Here is a 16,228-nt window from a genome sequence, read left to right on the forward strand (position 1 = left end):
CGGGTGCGGGAAGGACCGGGCATCAGGCGCAAACTCCTCGTGGTCGGGGTGTCCCTGCTCGCGCTCGTGCTGTGCTGCGGCCTGGCCTGGTGGCAGTGGGAGCGGTTCTCCTCGGCCAACGGCACGTTCCAGAACCTGGGCTACGTGCTGCAGTGGCCGCTGTTCGGGCTGGCCCCCGCCTACATGTTCTGGCGGCTGGGCAAGCTCAGGCAGCGGGAGCAGGACCGGGCGGCCGACGAATCCGCGCAAGAGGCGCCGCCCGCCCAGCCCAGCGCCGAGGTCGCGGGCACGCACGGCAGTGACGAGGAAGACGACGAGCTCGCGGCCTACAACCGCTACCTCGCCCGGCTGAACCAGGAGTCCCGATGAGCATGACCGACGAGGAGAACCCGGCCCAGGCGGTCGCCGCCAAGGGCGTGCGGGGGGCGCTGGCCCGCTACCGGGTGCTGGCCTACGTCGTCGGCGTCGGCCTGCTCGCGCTAGTGGCGGCCATGGTCGCCAAGTACGCCTTCGACAACGCCACCCCGGTGGCCGTCGTCGGCCCCGCGCACGGGTTCCTCTACGCGGTGTACCTGCTGACCGCGTTCGACCTGGCGCTCAAGGCCCGCTGGTCGGTCAAGGGCACCCTGCTGGTGCTGGTCGCCGGGATGATCCCGTTCGTGTCCTTCGTGGTCGAACGCCGGGTCACCCGCAAGACGCAGGCGGGCCAGAAGCTGTAGCCGGCTCCCGGCCCGCCCGTGGGTCGTCCTGGGTCAGAGCGACTTGCGTACGCTGTATGGCGGGATGGTGTTGCCGCGCAGGGCGTCCGCATCGATCGTCTCCGGCCGGTACGGCAGCGTCTCCAGCCGCTCGAGCATCCGCGCGGTGGTGTCCGGGGTGGACTCGGCGAGTCCGAACAGGAACGCCCACTCGTGCTCGTCGGAGCCGTAGTACACCGTCGAGCCGAACACCTCGTTGAACCGGCGCCACGACCGGATGAGCGTCTCGTTGCGCCACATCGTCTGGCAGCCCGCCTGGCACACCACCACGCCGCCCTCGGTCAGCACCGAGCGGCACCGGGTGAGGAACTCCTCCTCGTAGAGGCGATTGTGCTGGGCGAACTCGGGCCGCTCGTCGGGCAGGTCGACCAGCACGACGTCGTAGCGGTCCTGGGTCTCCGCCAGGAACTTCCACCCGTCCGCGTAGTGCACCCGCACCGGCCCGTCGTGCGCGACGGCCCTGGCCAGCTCCTCGCTGGTGTAGCCGTAGGGCAGGTGCTCGGCGCACAGCTCGACGGCCCGCTGGTCGATGTCGACGTGGTCGACGACGCTCGCCCCGGCGGCCACCGAGATCTGCGACACGACGCCCTCGCTGGAGCCGACGACCAGCACCCGGTCCAGGGTCCTGGCCAGCAGCAGCGCGGGCACCAGCAGCGCCTCGTGGTAGGTCAGCTGGCTGAACTCGGTGCTCTGCCGGTCGTCGTCGCAGAACAGGCTCACGCCCTGCGCGGTCGTGCCGATGACCAGGTGCTGGAAGTCGGTGTTGGTGTCCACCAGCACCTCGGGCATGTCCCACGTCCGGGTGAGGCCGGTGCCCAGCGGTTCGACGATCATCGAGCGGTCTCCGAAGGTACGGGGTGTCCCCTGTGGACTGTGGTGATCCTGGCGTCGAGCGCCCCGAGCCGGTCGCGCAGCAGCGCCGCGGCCAGTTCCGGGTCGGCGGTCTCGCCGCAGGTGAAGATGTCGACGAACAGCGACCCGATCTCCGGGTAGGTGTGGATGGAGGCGTGCGATTCCGACAGCAGCGCCAGCACCGTCACCCCCTGGGGTTCGAACTGCTTGGCCACCACGTCGCAGATGGTGGCCCCGGCGTCGCGCAGGGAGGACTCCAGGGTCTCCCGCAGGAAGCCCAGATCATTGAGCAGCAACGGATCGACCCCATCGAACTCGGCCAGCACGTGCCGGCCCGCGAACAAACCCACGCCTGGTTCAGGCGCACGGTCATACGACATCTGTCTTACCTCCTGCGAGGAAATCAGCCGACGAACAACGTCGGAAGGGGCGGAAAACCGTTGAACGACACCGAGGAGTAGCTCGCGGTGTACGCGCCCGCGTCGAGGATGTCGACGTGGTCGCCCGCCCGCAGCGCCGTCGGAAGACGATACGGGGTGTTCTGGTAGATCACATCATCGCCGTCGCACGTGGGTCCGGCGATGATGACCGGCCCGCTCGGTTCCGCCGGGTGGGCGGTGCGCAGCCGGTAGGCGATGTACTCGTTCTCGGTCTCGGCCAGCCCCGAGTAGCGACCGATGTCGAGGTAGACCCAGCGGTGCTCGTCGGCGTCGGACTTGCGCGACACCAGCACCACCTCGGTCCTGATCACCCCGGCGGTCGCGACGATCGCCCGACCCGGCTCGACCACCAGTTCCACCGGGGAGTCGAAGTGCGCGGCCACCGCGGCCCGGATGGCGGTGGCGTGCGCGGTCAGCGGCGGCGCCTGCTCCCGGTAGGAGGCCGGGAAGCCGCCGCCGAGGTTGAGCGAGCGGGTCGGCACCCCGGCCTCGGCCAGCCCCGCGGCGATGCGGCCCGCCTGGGCGATCCCGGCCGTCCAGGCCGCCGGGTCGGTGTGCTGCGAGCCCACGTGGAAGCAGGCCCCGTCCACCGCGAGCCCCAGGTCAGCGGCCTTGGTCAGCAACCGCAGCGCCATCTCCGGCGAGCAGCCGAACTTCGCGCCGAACGGCGTGCCCGACGCGGGGGCGTCCACCAGGAACCGGCACCACACCCGCGAGCCCGGGGCGTGCTCGGCCAGGTTCGCCAGGTCGCCCTCGGAGTCGAAGGTGAACCGCCGCACTCCACGCCCGTAGGCGTAAGCGATGTCGCGGGCCTTCTTGATGGGGTTGCCGTAAGAGATCGCGGACGGGTCGGCGCCCTGCGCCAGGCACAGATCGATCTCGCCGGTGCTCGCCACGTCGAAGGAGGACCCCTCGTGGACGAGGGTCCGGACCAGTTCGGGCGCCGGGTTCGCCTTCACGGCGTAGAAGATGGTGGCCTCGGGCAGCGCCGCGCGCATCGCGCGGTAGTTGGTCCGCACCACTTCGAGGTCCAGCACCAGGCATGGCGTCTCGGGCGCGCGATCGTCGAGGAACGCGCGCAGCCGGGTGGACAGCCCCGGTGACCCCACAGAGTCGAGCACGGCGTGCACTGTAATACCGACCTGGCCGCAACCGGAGGGGCAGCCTGCCACCGACTCGATCACACTAGCCGTACCATCGCGCCCGAGGGACCCCGATCCGATGGGAGTCGACATGGCGGTGACACCACGGATCCGGGTCGGCTACGCGCTCGGATCGCTTGCCACGGGGGCGTTCGCGACCGTACCCGGTCTGCTGCTCCTGCCGTTCCTGACCGACCGGCTCGCCGTCCCGGCCGCCGTCGCCGGTGTGCTGGTGTTGGTGCCCAAGGCGTGGGATGTGGCGTTCAACCCGATCGCCGGTCGAATCAGTGACCGGGCAACGCATCGGCTCGGTCCGCGCCGCCCGTTCCTGCTGCGCGGCGGCCTCGCCCTGGCCGCCCTGTTCACCGCCATGTTCCTGCCCCCGCTGTTCGGCACCCCGCTCGGCGACGGCGCCTGGGTCGCGGTGTCCTTCCTGGCCTGCGCGACCGCGTTCGCCTTCTTCCAGGTCCCCTACGTCGCCATGGCCGCCGAGCTCACCGACGACTACCACGACCGCACCCGCCTGATCGCCTGGCGCGTCGCGGCTCTCGCCGTCGCCATCCTCCTCTGCGGAGCGGGCGCCCCTCTCCTGCGCGACTCCCCGGGCGGCTACCGCGTCATGGCCGTCGCCGTGGCCCTCCTGATAGTGCTCGGCACCCTGGGCGTCTACATCGGTACCGCGACCGCCCCTGTTGCGCGCGTCACACCTACGGGCGCCCGCTTTCCGGAGCTCCTCGCGGCGGTCCGGTCGTCGCGGCCCTTCCGGCTGTTGCTGCTGACCTTCGTCATCCAGGCTGTCGGCATCGGCACGCTCTTGGCTGGAGTGGACTACCTGGCTCGGGTTGTACTCCGGGATCCCGGTGCCCAGACCCCGTTGTTCGCCGCGTTCGTTGCGCCTGCGCTTTTGGTGATGCCTTTGTGGCAGGTGGTTGGGCGTCGGTGGGGGAAGCGGGTGGGGTATCAGGTGGCGACGGTGTTGTTCGCCGTGTCGGTCGGGTTGGTTGCGTTCGTGCCCGCGATGCCTGTGCTGGTGGGGTTGGTGGGGGTTGCCGGGGTGGCTTACGCGGGGTTGCAGGTGTTTCCGATGGCGATGTTGCCGGATGTGATCTCGGCTGAGGAGCGGCGGGCGGGGGTGGTGCGGGCTGGGGTGTTCTCGGGGGTGTGGACGGCGGGGGAGACGGTGGGGTTGGCGTTGGGGCCTGGGGTGTTTGGGGGGTTGTTGGGGTTGGGTGGGTATGTGTCGGGGGGAGTGGTGCAGGGGGAGGGGGTGGGGGTGGCTGTGGTGGTGGGGTTCAGTGTGGTGCCTGCGGTGTTGGTGGGGGGTACGGTGGTGTTGTTGTCCTTTGTGGAGGGTGGGCGGGGGTAGGCGGCTCTCGTTCTCGCCTGCGGCGTCGACGATCAACGGCTCGCCTTCGGCATTGCGCTGGAGCGCGATTCAAGTGACAAGCTCGATGGGGCGAACTTGTTTTGTGCGGGGCCCCTACGACACTCGGGCAGAACCGCAAAGCAGGGGCCGAAAAGCAGGCCCTGCCGCGAACGACGCTACGTGTGCCGTCCCCCCGCACAAAACAAGTCCGCCCCATCGAGCAGGGTTGGCACCAGCGACTCCGAGGAGCGCGTGGTTGGCCGACGTCTGTGGGGGCCGGGGAGAGAGGGTGGTTGTCCGGCCCGGGGGTGTGTGCGCCGGGCCGGACAACCGGGGGGTGGATTAGCGGCCGATGCCGGTGAGGGCTCGGACTTCCATTTCTCGGGCTTTGGCGGGGTCGGCTTTGTCGCGGCTGAGGATGGTGCCGAGGTAGCCGGCGATGAAGGAGATGGGGATGGAGATGATGCCGGGGTTGGAGAGGGGGAAGAGGTGGAAGTCCACACCGGACAGGATGGAGGTGGGGGCGCCGGATAGCACAGGGGAGAAGAAGACCAGGACTAGGCAGGAACCCAGGCCGCCGTACATGGCCCAGAGGGTGCCGGTGGTGTTGAAGCGCTTCCAGAACAGCGAGTACAGCAGCGTCGACAGGTTGGCCGATGCGGCGAAGGCGAAGGCCAGGGCCACCAGGAAGGCGACGTTCTGGCCGTTGGCCAGGATGCCGCCGAGGATGGCGAGGATGCCGATGACCAGGGCGGTGATGCGGGCGACGCGGACCTCGGAGATGGGGTCGGCCTTGCCGCGGCGCAGGATGTTGGCGTAGACGTCGTGGGCGAAGGAGGCGGAGGCGGTGATGGTGAGGCCCGCGACGACGGCCAGGATGGTGGCGAAGGCGACGGCGGCGACGATTCCCATCAGGACGGTGCCGCCGATCTCGAAGGCCAGCAGCGGGGCCGCGGCGTTCTCCCGGCCGGTGGCGGCCAGGATGCGCTCCGAGCCGACCAGGGCCGAGGCGCCGTAGCCGATGATCAGGGTGGCGCCGTAGAACACCGTCATCATGCCGACCGTCCACACCACCGAGATCCGGGCCTGGCGGGCGTCGGGCACCGTGTAGAACCGCATCAGCACGTGCGGCAGACCGGCGGCGCCCAGGATCAGCGCGACCGAGAGCGAGATGAAGTCCAGGGTGCTGATCGGGGTGGCGCCGTACTGCACGCCGGGGTCGAGGATCTTCTCGCCCTTGGTGTTGTTCGCCGCGGCCTGCTCCATCAGCGCGGTCAGGCTGAAGCCGAACTTGCCGAGCAGGAACACCGTCATCAGCACCACGCACAGCAGCAGCACCACGGCCTTGATGATCTGCACCCACGTGGTGCCCTTCATCCCGCCGACCAGCACGTAGAACACCATGATCAGGCCGACTACGCTGATCACCAGCGCCTGCCCGCCCTTGGTGTGCACGTCGAGCAGCAGCGCCACCACCGCGCCCGCGCCCGCCATCTGGGCCAGCATGTAGAACAGCGAGATCACCAGGGTCGAGGTCGCCGCCGCGGCGCGGACCGGGCGCTGGCGCATCCGGAACGCCAGCACGTCGCCCATGGTGAACCGGCCGGTGTTGCGCACGAGCTCCGCGATCAGCAGCAGGTTCACCAACCAGGCCACCAGGTAGCCGATCGAGTACATGAACCCGTCGTAGCCGTGGATCGCGATCGCGCCCGCGACCCCGAGGAACGACGCCGCGGAGAGGAAGTCGCCGGAGAGGGCGACACCGTTCTGCACGCCGGTGAGCCCGCCGCCCGCCGCGTAGTAGTCGGTCGTGGAGCTGCCGCGGGAGCCGACCCGGTAGACCACGAACAGCGTGATCACCACGAAAGCGCCGAACACCACCGAGTTGAGGACCGGGTCGCCGACCTGGCCTTGGGCGAGGACGCTCATCGGCCCGCCTCCGCGCGCTCGTGCAGCCGGGCCACCGCGGGGTCGATGCGGCGCCGCGCCCACCGCGCGTACACGGTGGTGATGGCGATGGTCGAGGCGAACTGGGCGAAGCCGAGCACCAGGCCCACGCTGATCGACCCGGTCAGCCTGGTCGCCATGAACTCGTGCGCGTAGGCGGCCAGCAGCACGTAGGACAGGTACCAGAGCAGGAACAGCGCGGTGAGGGTGAAGACGAACCGGCGGAACCGCGCCCGCAGCACGGTGAACTCCGGGCTGCGGTGGATCGCGTCGAAGTCCGGCCCGCTCGCGCCGCCGGTGCCCGCCCGGCCGTCGATGCCGCCGAAGGTGGCCGAGGGTGTCGGTGGCGCGGTGCTGGACGCCGCCCGGCGTCCGACGACCTGGGTCATGCTTTTCCTCCGCAATGGTGGGGGCGGCGTCGACCTAGGGGTGGAAACGCGCGCGGTGGCGTTCCTCGGGCGGCGCCGGGGTGATTTCCCCGAATGCGCGGTGGTCGCGCTCCAGGGGGCGGGCGCCATGGTAGCCACGAATGCGGCGGCCGTGCCAATGGTTGTCCACAGAGGCGGGGCCGGTTGTCGCGTCGGCGCCGCGGGTCACCGAACGGTACCGGTTCGGCCGCGAGTCGGCCGGGTCAATCGGTTCACACTTAGTGGTGAATTGCCGGGTCACTCGGTGTCCCTTCAGGAGGGTGGAAACCGGTTGCCGTCCCCGCACCGGGGGAGATCCACTGTGGTCCGACCGGCGTCTGCCCTGGTCACGGCCGATCGCGCGGCGTGATCCCGGCACACCACCCGGGGGAATACCCGATCGAGCGATCAAGGCGGAAATTCAATGCAAAGCGTGACCGATTCCCGCAATTGATCTTCCAGTTGCCCGCCCGGGTGGCGAGATCACCCACCGCCCCGGCCATTCTCGCAGGTCAACGGGAATGGAGAGGAAGATCGCCGGATCGGGGTAGCATCGACACTCAAGTTCTCGCCGAAGCCGCGCCGATGTCGGAAGGGTCATCGACGCGGTACGGGGAATCGGCGCACCGCTGGTTTCACAGTCCTGATAGGACGCCGCGGGTCGCGCTGTGCCACGCGGATTCGTCTCGGAGGGAGATCGACGCGGTGAGGGTGTTATTCCTACGACGACCGCGGGCCGACTCGGGGGTCCGCGGGTGAGCCGCGCGTCGTCCGGCAGCGGTCGGGCCGCGTCGGTCGCCGCCGGGAGGATCCCGGGCGCGACGCCCGCGCGGCGCGGCGCGCCGCGGACGGCCGGTGGGGAAGCCGGCCGGTCCCCGGTGGCCACGCTGACCCGGTGGCGGGACTGGAACATCCCGGTCAAGCTGGCCGCGGTGATCATGGTCCCGGTCGCCTTCGCGATCGTGCTCGGCGTGCTGCGGATCAGCGGCCAGGTCGAGCGCGCCGAGTCCTACCAGCGGGTGGACAAGCTCGTCGCGGTCAACGACAGCCTGCGCAAGGCCCTCACCTGGCTGCAGCGCGAGCGCACCAAGGCCGCCGTGCTGCTCACCGCCGGGTCCCGCGACATCGCCGCGGAACTGGCCGGGGAGCGGCAGAGCGCCGACTACGCGCGGGAGGAGATGTTCCGCGCCATCGGCAAGGCCACCTTCGACACCGAGGTGACCAAGGCGCGGCTGGTCGACGTCACCTCGGCGTTCGACACCCTCACCGCGCTGCGCCGCCCGGTCGGCGCCGGGGCGGTGGACAGCGGCACCGCGCTCGCGGGCTACACCGACGTGATCCACACGCTGCTGGACTTCGACCGCGCCACCACCGGCGAGGTCGCCGACCCCGGTCTCGCCAACACCGCCGCCGCGCTGCACGACCTGGAGGCGGCCAAGGAAGAGGTGTACTACCAGCAGGGCCTGGTCGCCATCGGCATCGCCAGGGGCGGGCTCAACGCCGCCGACCTGGACAGCCTGCGCGCGTCGCAGTCCCGGCTGGCCGAGCGCACCGCCGACTTCCGCTCCATCGCCACCCTGCGCCAGCAGTCGGGCTACGACGCGCTGCACGACGCGCCCGAGGTGCGGACCAGGACGGAGCTGCTGCGCCTGGCCGTCGGCGACGGCACCGACGGCAGCGCCAGCGTCAACGTGCCGCTGCCGATCACCTCGGTGGACTGGAACTCCTCCTCCGAGCAGGTCTCCGAGCGGATCACCGCGGTCAGCGCGCTGCTCGGCGCCGAGATCAAGGACCGCTCCTCGGCCATGCAGGACGAGGCGAGCGACGCGGCGGGCCTGGCCTCGGTGGTGCTCATCCTGGCCCTGGTCGCCGCCGCCGCGGTGATGATCGTGATCGGCAGGCAGCTGCTCGGCTCGCTCGCGCTGCTGCGCCGGGGCGCGCTCGACGTCGCCACCCGCAGGCTGCCCGCCGCGGTCGCCCGGATCCGCGACGGCGACGACGTGGTGGCGCCGGTGGTCGAACCGGTGGCCGTGCTGCCCGACGACGAGGTCGGCCAGGTGGCGCGCGCGTTCGACGCGGTGCACGAGCAGGCGCTGCGGCTGGCCACCGAGCAGGCCGTGCTGCGCGCCAATTACAGCAACGTCTTCGTCAACCTCTCCCGCCGCAGCCAGGGCCTGGTGCAGCGCCAGCTGCACCTGCTCGAACGGCTGGAGCGCGACGAGGAGGACGCCGACCAGCTGGCCACGCTGTTCCAGCTCGACCACCTGGCCACCCGGATGCGCCGCAACAACGAGAACCTGATGGTGCTCTCCGGCAGCGACCTGGCCCGCCGGGCGCAGGCGCCGACCCAGCTCGGCGACCTGCTGCGCGCGGCGGTGTCCGAGGTCGAGCACTACGAGCGGGTGGTGATCGCCCCGCCGCCCGCGGTGCTCGTCGTGGGCTACGCGGTCGGCGACCTGGTCCGGCTCACCGCGGAACTGCTCGACAACGCGACCGCGTTCTCCGCGCCTGCCACCCAGGTCCTGATCACCAGCCAGGTCACCGACACCGGCGCGATCCGGGTCGAGGTCGTCGACCGCGGCATCGGCCTGAGCGAGCAGGAACTGGCCGACGCCAACACCCGGCTCGCCGACAGCCGCACCGTCGACGCCTCGACCTCGCGCCGGATGGGGCTGTTCGTGGTCGGCAGGCTCGCCGCCCGGCTCAACGTCGAGGTGCGGCTGCACCCCGGCGCGCAGACCGGGGTGCGCGCGGTCATCGCCGTACCCGCGGACCTCGTCGCCGGTGACGTCGGTCTTGACCTACCGAGGGTCGCCGCCGCCCGCGAGTCCCTTGGCGCCAACGGTTCCCAGAGCTCTACCGGGTCCAACGGCCACACCGCGTCCAACGGGCGCGGTTCCGTCAACGGCAACGGCAACGGCAGCGCTAACGGGAACGGCAGTGCCAACGGGAACGGCTCGACCAACGGGCGCGGTGCGGGTAGCCGCAACGGGTCCAACGGGCACGGCAGCAACGGTCACGGCAGCAACGGTCACAACGGGACCGACCACGGCGAGAGCAACGGCACCGGTCCCAGCGGGTTCACCGCCGGGCTCGCCCGCAGGCTCGCCAACGGCAAGCCCAGGTGGGAGCCGACCGGCGCGCCCGGTGGCGACGGCGCGGAACTGCCCGGCTCGCCGCCCATCCCGTCGCCGACCCCCAGCGGCGACGGCGTCCCGTTGCCGCGCCGCTCACCGAGGGCACCGGCGCAGCCGGACGTGCCGCCGGTGGAGCAGACCCAGGCGCTGTTCGTCCCCGACGACGACCCGGTCGAGCAGCCCGCGCCGTCCGTGCCCGCCCAGTCCGCCTTCGACGGCGGTGCGCGGCACGGGGTCGACGGCGACTTCGGTGACTTCGGCGACGTGGACGACGACAGCGGCTGGTGGGACACCACGCTGGTGCACCAGGCCGCGGTCACCCCACCCGCCGCCGCGCTGCACGAGACCACGCCGATCTTCGACGAGATGGTCTCCGCGTGGTTCCGGGCGGTCACCGACGACCCGAACTCCACCGCGGCCGACGTCACCAGGGGACCGGACTGGGACTTCGCCGCCGACCAGGGATTCCACACCGCCCGCGCGGTGTCGGCGGCCGAGCCGGAGGACTTCACCACCTCCGGCCTGCCCCGGCGCACCCCGCGGCGCAACCTGGTGCCCGGCGGGGTGCAGCAACCCGGCAGGCGCGCGGCGGCCGCGGCACCGCCCGCGCACGCCCGCGACCCGCAAGACCTGCGCGAGCGGCTCTCCAGCTACCAGCGCGGCATCCACCGGGCCAGGGGCGCGCACCGCGCGGGCCCCGCGCACGGCGAGCCGGAGTCCGACGCCCAGCCCGGCCTCGACCTGCGCGGCGCGCGGTGGCGCTTCGCACGGGACGCGGGTTGGCAGGCCGCCGAGGCGCTCACCACCCACGACGACGCCGATCCGCTGCCCGACGGCGGACTGCCGAGGCGGACGCCGCGCGAGCGGCTGCTGCCCGGCAGCCTCGGCGCCGACACCGCGGCCCAGCGGCCCGCGGTGCCGATCGAGCGCGACGCCGAGGCGCTGCGCTCCCGGCTGGGCAGCCTGCAGCGCGGGATCGGCCGGGGCCGCAGCAGCATCGCGCAGCGGCACCCGGGACAGGACGGGGACACCGAGGAAGAAGGCGGGGATGCCTGAGCCACGTCGCACGCAGTCAAACCGACCGACGCAGCCGCCGTCACCGACGGGAAATGGAGCACGATGACGTCCACGCAGTCCAAACCAGGCCAGTTCGGGTGGTTGGTCAACGACTTCGCCGAGCGGGTGTCCGGGGTGGCGCACGCGGTGGTGGTGTCCGCCGACGGGCTGCTGCTCACCTCGTCCGCGCGGCTGCCGACCGACCGCGCCGACCAGTTGGCCGCGGTCGCCTCCGGGCTGGTCAGCCTCACCCAGGGCGCGGCCCGCTGCTTCGAGGCTGGCGCGGTCAAGGAGACCGTGGTCGAGATGGAGCGCGGGATCATGTTGCTGATGGCCATCAGCGACGGGTCGTGTTTAGCGATCCTCGCGGCCCCGACCTGTGACATCGGACAAGTGGCGTACGAGATGACGCTGCTGGTGGACCGGGTGGGCCAGATCCTGACCCCGGAACTGCGCGCGGCCCTGCAGGGGACCGCCGGGAGGATGGTGGGGCAGCCCGCATGAGCACTGCATGAGCGCCAACCAGGGCCGCTCCGGTGAGCCGGAGCGGACCATCGCCGACGTCATGGCCAACCTGACGCTGGGCGGCGGCCGGTCCCGCAGGCGCCGCAAGTCCGAAGTGGACGAACCGGCGGTGCCAGCGCGCGACGACGAGCCGGACTGGCCGGACGGCGAGGCAGCCGACCAGGTCGACCCGGCCGGGCCCGGAACGGCCGCCGAGGCCGGACCGGTGCGGGTGGCCGCCGCCGAGGACCCCTCGGAGGACGCCGCCGCCATCGTGCGGCCCTACGCCTGGACCAGGGGCCGCACCAAGTCCAACTTCGAACTGCGCGTGGAGACCATGGTGTCCACCAGCGAGCGGGCCGGGGACGCCACGGCCTTCGCCGAGTCCGAGCACCGCGCGATCGGTGCGCTCTGCCACGAACCCAGGTCGGTCGCCGAGGTGGCCACCCTGCTCGGGGTGCCACTCGGGGTGGCCAAGGTGCTGCTGGGCGACATGGCCCAGCTCGGCCTGGTCGCCGTGCACAAGACCGCGACCGGTGGCGCCAACAAGGCTCACCTGGTGCTGATGGAAAGGGTACTGAGTGGACTCCGCAGGCTATGACGACCCGGCACCCGGTGGTGGGCTGACCTCGGTCAAGATCGTGGTGGCAGGCGGGTTCGGCGCGGGCAAGACCACCTTCGTCGGCTCGGTGTCGGAGATCATGCCGCTGACCACCGAGGCGGTGATGACCAGCGCCAGCGCGGGCATCGACGACACCGCGGCCACGCCGAACAAGTCCACCACCACCGTCGCGATGGACTTCGGCCGCGTGTCGCTGGACTCGGACCTGGTGCTGTACCTGTTCGGCACCCCGGGCCAGCAGCGGTTCTGGTTCATGTGGGACGACCTGGTGCGCGGCGCGATCGGCGCGGTGGTGCTCGCCGACACCCGCCGCCTGGCCGACTCGTTCTCCCCGATCGACTTCTTCGAGGAGCGCAACCTGCCCTACGTGATCGGGCTGAACTGCTTCGACGGGGTCCTCGGGCACAGCATCGAGCAGGTCAGGGACGCGCTGGCGATCGGGCAGGAGGTGCCGATCGTCCCGTGCGACGCGCGGGACCGGCAGTCGGTCAAGAGCGCGCTGATCACCATGGTCGAGTACTCGATGCGCCGGTGGGTCGCCCTGCACGGCGCGGGCGTCGGTTGACCGGTGGGGGCGTGGTCCTCACGCCCCCACCAGCAACGACACCCCCAGCGCGGTCATCGTCGCGGCGATCACCGCGTCCAGCACCCGCCAGGACGCCGCCCTGGCGAACACCGGGGTCAGCAGGCGGGCGCCGAAGCCGAGGCCCGCGAACCAGCACACGCTGGCCAGGGCCGCCCCGGCCGCGAACGACCAGCGGTCCGCGCCGTGCGCCGCGGCGATGGTGCCCAGCAGCAGCACGGTGTCCAGGTAGACGTGCGGGTTGAGCCAGGTCAGGCCGAGGCAGGTGAGCACGGCCGCGCGGGTCGACCCGGCGCCCGCGCCCACCGCGGACAGCGTGGACGCCCGGATCGCGCGCCTGGCCGCCATGAGGCCGTAGCCCATCAGGAACACGCCACCGATGACGGCGACCACGGTGAGCGCGACGGGTTGCGCGGCGACGACCGCACCCATGCCCCCTGCGCCTAGAGCGATCAGCACGGCGTCTGAGATCGTGCAGATCGCGACGACCGGTAGCACTGACTGGCGCTGGATGCCTTGTCGCAGCACGAAAGCGTTCTGCGAACCGATGGCGATGATCAGTGATAGTCCCGTGCCGAACCCGGCCAGTACCGCGAGCCCCATGCGTCGACCGTATGGCCGCGATCGGGGGTAACACCAGCTAATGATTCTTACGTAGCATTAGCGGTCGTGATGAGCGATCTGCCCCTCGACCAGGTCCGCACGCTGCTCGCGGTGGTCGACGAGGGCACCTTCGACGCCGCGGCGGCCGCGCTGGGCGTGACGCCGTCCGCGATCAGCCAGCGGGTCAAGGCGCTCGAGCAGCGCACCGGGCGGGTGCTGCTGCTGCGCACGAAACCGGTGCGGCCCACCGAGTCCGGCACCCAGGTGGTGCGGTTCGCCCGGCAGCTCGCCCAGTTGGACCGGGACCTGCGGGTCGGGCTCGGCACGCCGGGGGAGTCGGTCCGGCTGCCCATCGCGATCAACGCGGACTCGCTGGCGACCTGGATCCTGCCCGCGCTCACCCAGGTGCCCGACGTCTACTTCGACCTGCACCGGGAGGACGAGTCGCACACCGCGACGCTGCTGCGGGAGGGCTTGGTGATGGCGGCGGTGACGTCGTCGCCGGAGCCGGTCGCCGGGTGTTCGGTGCGCCCGCTCGGGTTGATGCGGTACCTGCCGGTGGCCGCCCCCGCGTTCGCCGAGCGGTGGCTGGCCGGTCCGCTGCGGCAGTGCGTCGCCGACGCCCCGGTGGTGGTGTTCGACCGCCGCGACGTGCTGCAGGACGTGTTCGTGCGCGGGCTGACCAAGCGCCCGGCCGCGGACCGGCGCCACCACGTGCCCTCGTCGGAGGGGTTCGTCGCGGCGATCGTCGCCGGGCTCGGCTGGGGGCTGGTGCCGACGATGCAGGCGCGGCCGCGGCTCGCGGCGGGGGAGTTGGTCGAGCTGACCGACCGGGTGCTGGACGTGCCGCTGTTCTGGCAGCAGTGGAAGCTGGACTCGCCCGCGCTCTCGGCCACCTCGGACGCGGTGTTCGCCGCGGCTAGGGCGCGGCTCGAGCCACCCGGGCGTGCAGCGCGGTCAGGCCGAGGATGAACGCGTCCAGGGCCAGCGCGAAGCTCTCGGAGTCGATCTCGTCGGCGTGCTCGCGCAGCCGGTGCGCCTGGTCGAGGTGCGGGTAGCGGTCGACGTAGACCTGCACGTCGTCCTCGAAGCCGCGGGAGAACGAGCTCATCGCGGCGCCGAGCACGAGGTACTTGGTGGACGCGCCGATCATGGTGGCGTGCCGCGGCGGCCAGCCCGCGCCGACCAGCCCACCGTGCACCGCGTCGGCGTGCAGCAGCGCGGTCGGCCTGCGCGCCGGGCCCGCGGCGATCACCGGCACGAGGTTGGGGTGGGCGGCCAGCGCGGCCCGGTAGGAGATCGCCCAGCCGCGCAGGCCGGTGACCCAGTCCTCGGCGAAGCCCGTGGTGTCCACGCCTGCCATGACGTCCTCGGCGATGTCCTGCAGCAGGTCGTCCTTGGTGCGGTAGTGCGAGTACAGCGACGGCGCCTGCACGCCGAGGTCGGCGGCCAGCCTGCGCATCGAGAGCCCGGCCAGCCCGTCGCGGTCGACCGCGGCCAGCGCGGCGGCCCGGATGCGCGGCCGGTCCAGCAGCGGTACGCGGGGCCGGGGCATGTCCTCACCTCACCCCGGCGGTGGTTGCCGGGCTCGGCTGCCGATCCTATCCTTGGCGAACCTAACACCGTTTGGTTTATGGACGGGAGACCGGCGTGGATCTGGCCCTCAGCGGTGAGCAGCAGGCCCTCTGGGACCTGGCGCGCGAGTTCATCGACCGCGAGGTGGTGCCCAACGCCACCGAGTGGGACCGCCGCGAGCAGGTCGACCGCGCCATCGTCGGCAAGCTCGGCGACGTCGGCTTCCTCGGCATGACGCTGCCCGAGGAGTACGGCGGCTCCGGCGGCGACCACCTCTCGTACTGCCTGATGATGGAGGAGCTCGGCCGCGGCGACTCGGCCATCCGCGGCATCGTGTCGGTCTCGCTCGGCCTGGTCGGCAAGTCGATCGCCGGGTACGGCTCCCACGAGCAGAAGTCCCGGTGGCTGCCCAGGATCTCCTCCGGCGAGTCCCTCGCCTGCTTCGGCCTGACCGAGCCGGACACCGGCTCGGACGCGGCGAACCTGGCCACGCGCGCGGTCCGCGACGGCGACGACTACGTGCTCACCGGCACGAAGATGTTCATCACGAACGGCACCTGGGCGGATCTGGCGCTGATCTTCGCGCGCACCGGCGGGGCCGGTCCCAAGGGGATCAGCGCGTTCCTGGTGCCCACCGACTCGCCCGGGTTCCAGCACCGGGAGATCAAGGGGAAGCTGGGGCTGCGCGGGCAGTCGACGGGCGAGCTCGTGCTCGACGGGGTGCGGGTCCCCGCCGACGCGCGCCTCGGCGACGAGGGCGTCGGGTTCAAGGTGGCGATGTCCGCTTTGGACAAGGGGCGGATGTCGGTCGCGGCCGGGTGCGTGGGGTTGGCCAACGGGGCGTTGCAGGCGAGCGTGAAGTACGCGAAGGAGCGCTTGCAGTTCGGTAAGCCCATCGCCAGTTACCAACTCGTGCAGGAGATGCTGTCGGACATGGCGGTCAACACTGACGCCGCCCGGTTGCTGGTGTGGCGAGTGGCAGATCTAGTGGACCGCGGCCTGCCCTTCGGTACCGCCGCCTCTATGGCCAAGCTCTTCGCGAGCGAGAACGCTGTAACCGTCGCGAATCTGGCCATCCAGGTCTTCGGCGGTTACGGCTACCTGGACGAGTACCCCGTCGCCAAGATCCTCCGCGATTCCCGTGTCATGACCCTCTACGAGGGCACCACCCAGATCCAGAAGCTGCTCATCGGCCGCGCTCTCACCGGTATCAACGCTTTCGTCTGAGGCCCGGTC

General features: G+C 71.4%; 16 protein-coding genes. 9 read left to right on the forward strand and 7 right to left on the reverse strand.

The annotated features are described in order from the left end of the window. Positions 1-3: 3 nt before the first annotated feature. Entirely contained in the window at positions 4-369 is a 366-nt protein-coding gene (locus tag BMY07_RS16190) for a hypothetical protein (protein ID WP_245782416.1), read from the forward strand. After that, positions 366-719, forward strand: a complete 354-nt coding sequence (locus tag BMY07_RS16195) for a DUF3817 domain-containing protein (protein ID WP_092778970.1) — start codon at positions 366-368, stop codon at positions 717-719. Before BMY07_RS16190 ends, BMY07_RS16195 begins: the two co-directional genes overlap by 4 nt. A 33-nt stretch (positions 720-752) precedes the next feature. Here the strand turns inward: BMY07_RS16195 and BMY07_RS16200 are convergent, their stop codons facing one another. Genes BMY07_RS16200 through BMY07_RS16210 form a run of 3 tightly spaced genes read right to left on the reverse strand, consistent with a single transcriptional unit; the run spans position 753 to position 3,180 of the window. Further along, complete coding sequence (locus BMY07_RS16200) at positions 753-1,592, reverse strand: spermidine synthase (protein ID WP_092778972.1); 840 nt, start codon at positions 1,590-1,592, stop codon at positions 753-755. Continuing rightward, entirely contained in the window at positions 1,589-1,990 is a 402-nt protein-coding gene (gene speD / locus BMY07_RS16205) for an adenosylmethionine decarboxylase (protein WP_092778974.1), read from the reverse strand. The genes BMY07_RS16200 and speD overlap by 4 nt, the downstream gene beginning before the upstream one ends. A gap of 23 nt (positions 1,991-2,013) precedes the next feature. Further along, on the reverse strand, positions 2,014-3,180 hold the full coding sequence (locus BMY07_RS16210; protein ID WP_245782417.1) for a type III PLP-dependent enzyme: 1,167 nt from the start codon (positions 3,178-3,180) through the stop codon (positions 2,014-2,016). Positions 3,181-3,283: 103 nt separating this feature from the next. Between BMY07_RS16210 and BMY07_RS16215 the strand changes: the two genes are divergently transcribed. Further along, entirely contained in the window at positions 3,284-4,558 is a 1,275-nt protein-coding gene (locus BMY07_RS16215) for an MFS transporter (RefSeq protein ID WP_092778978.1), read from the forward strand. Positions 4,559-4,900: 342 nt separating this feature from the next. Here the strand turns inward: BMY07_RS16215 and BMY07_RS16220 are convergent, their stop codons facing one another. Continuing rightward, the gene (locus BMY07_RS16220) at positions 4,901-6,487 is read right to left on the reverse strand and encodes a solute symporter family protein (RefSeq protein ID WP_092778980.1); all 1,587 of its coding nucleotides are present in this window, start codon (positions 6,485-6,487) and stop codon (positions 4,901-4,903) included. Continuing rightward, positions 6,484-6,894, reverse strand: a complete 411-nt coding sequence (locus tag BMY07_RS16225; RefSeq protein WP_092778982.1) for a DUF485 domain-containing protein — start codon at positions 6,892-6,894, stop codon at positions 6,484-6,486. The genes BMY07_RS16220 and BMY07_RS16225 overlap by 4 nt, the downstream gene beginning before the upstream one ends. Positions 6,895-7,667: 773 nt before the next feature. Between BMY07_RS16225 and BMY07_RS16230 the strand changes: the two genes are divergently transcribed. The 4 genes from BMY07_RS16230 to BMY07_RS16245 all read left to right on the forward strand — a co-directional run bounded on the left by BMY07_RS16230 (position 7,668) and on the right by BMY07_RS16245 (position 12,796). Further along, positions 7,668-11,105, forward strand: a complete 3,438-nt coding sequence (locus BMY07_RS16230) for a sensor histidine kinase (RefSeq protein WP_092778984.1) — start codon at positions 7,668-7,670, stop codon at positions 11,103-11,105. 63 nt (positions 11,106-11,168) lie between these two features. Beyond that, positions 11,169-11,609, forward strand: a complete 441-nt coding sequence (locus tag BMY07_RS16235) for a roadblock/LC7 domain-containing protein (RefSeq protein WP_092778986.1) — start codon at positions 11,169-11,171, stop codon at positions 11,607-11,609. Positions 11,610-11,616: 7 nt separating this feature from the next. Then, on the forward strand, positions 11,617-12,210 hold the full coding sequence (locus BMY07_RS16240) for a DUF742 domain-containing protein (protein ID WP_092778988.1): 594 nt from the start codon (positions 11,617-11,619) through the stop codon (positions 12,208-12,210). Continuing rightward, the gene (locus BMY07_RS16245; protein ID WP_170224292.1) at positions 12,191-12,796 is read left to right on the forward strand and encodes a GTP-binding protein; all 606 of its coding nucleotides are present in this window, start codon (positions 12,191-12,193) and stop codon (positions 12,794-12,796) included. Before BMY07_RS16240 ends, BMY07_RS16245 begins: the two co-directional genes overlap by 20 nt. Before the next feature lie 18 nt (positions 12,797-12,814). Here the strand turns inward: BMY07_RS16245 and BMY07_RS16250 are convergent, their stop codons facing one another. Next, complete coding sequence (locus BMY07_RS16250) at positions 12,815-13,417, reverse strand: LysE/ArgO family amino acid transporter (protein WP_092778990.1); 603 nt, start codon at positions 13,415-13,417, stop codon at positions 12,815-12,817. 69 nt (positions 13,418-13,486) lie between these two features. Between BMY07_RS16250 and BMY07_RS16255 the strand changes: the two genes are divergently transcribed. Beyond that, entirely contained in the window at positions 13,487-14,389 is a 903-nt protein-coding gene (locus BMY07_RS16255; RefSeq protein ID WP_092778992.1) for a LysR family transcriptional regulator ArgP, read from the forward strand. Here BMY07_RS16255 and BMY07_RS16260 read toward each other — a convergent pair. Next, positions 14,337-14,972 (reverse strand): TetR/AcrR family transcriptional regulator, encoded by a 636-nt coding sequence (locus BMY07_RS16260; RefSeq protein ID WP_092778994.1) that lies wholly within the window; start codon positions 14,970-14,972, stop codon positions 14,337-14,339. The two genes, BMY07_RS16255 and BMY07_RS16260, sit on opposite strands and share 53 nt — an antisense overlap. A gap of 95 nt (positions 14,973-15,067) precedes the next feature. On the opposite strand from BMY07_RS16260, the gene BMY07_RS16265 reads away from it, so the two are divergent. Continuing rightward, a complete protein-coding gene (locus BMY07_RS16265; protein ID WP_092778996.1) occupies positions 15,068-16,219 on the forward strand; it encodes an acyl-CoA dehydrogenase family protein in 1,152 nt (383 codons plus the stop codon). Positions 16,220-16,228 lie beyond the last annotated feature (9 nt).

Origin of the sequence: Actinokineospora terrae, from assembly GCF_900111175.1 — a bacterium.
In the GTDB taxonomy this organism is placed as follows: domain Bacteria; phylum Actinomycetota; class Actinomycetes; order Mycobacteriales; family Pseudonocardiaceae; genus Actinokineospora; species Actinokineospora terrae.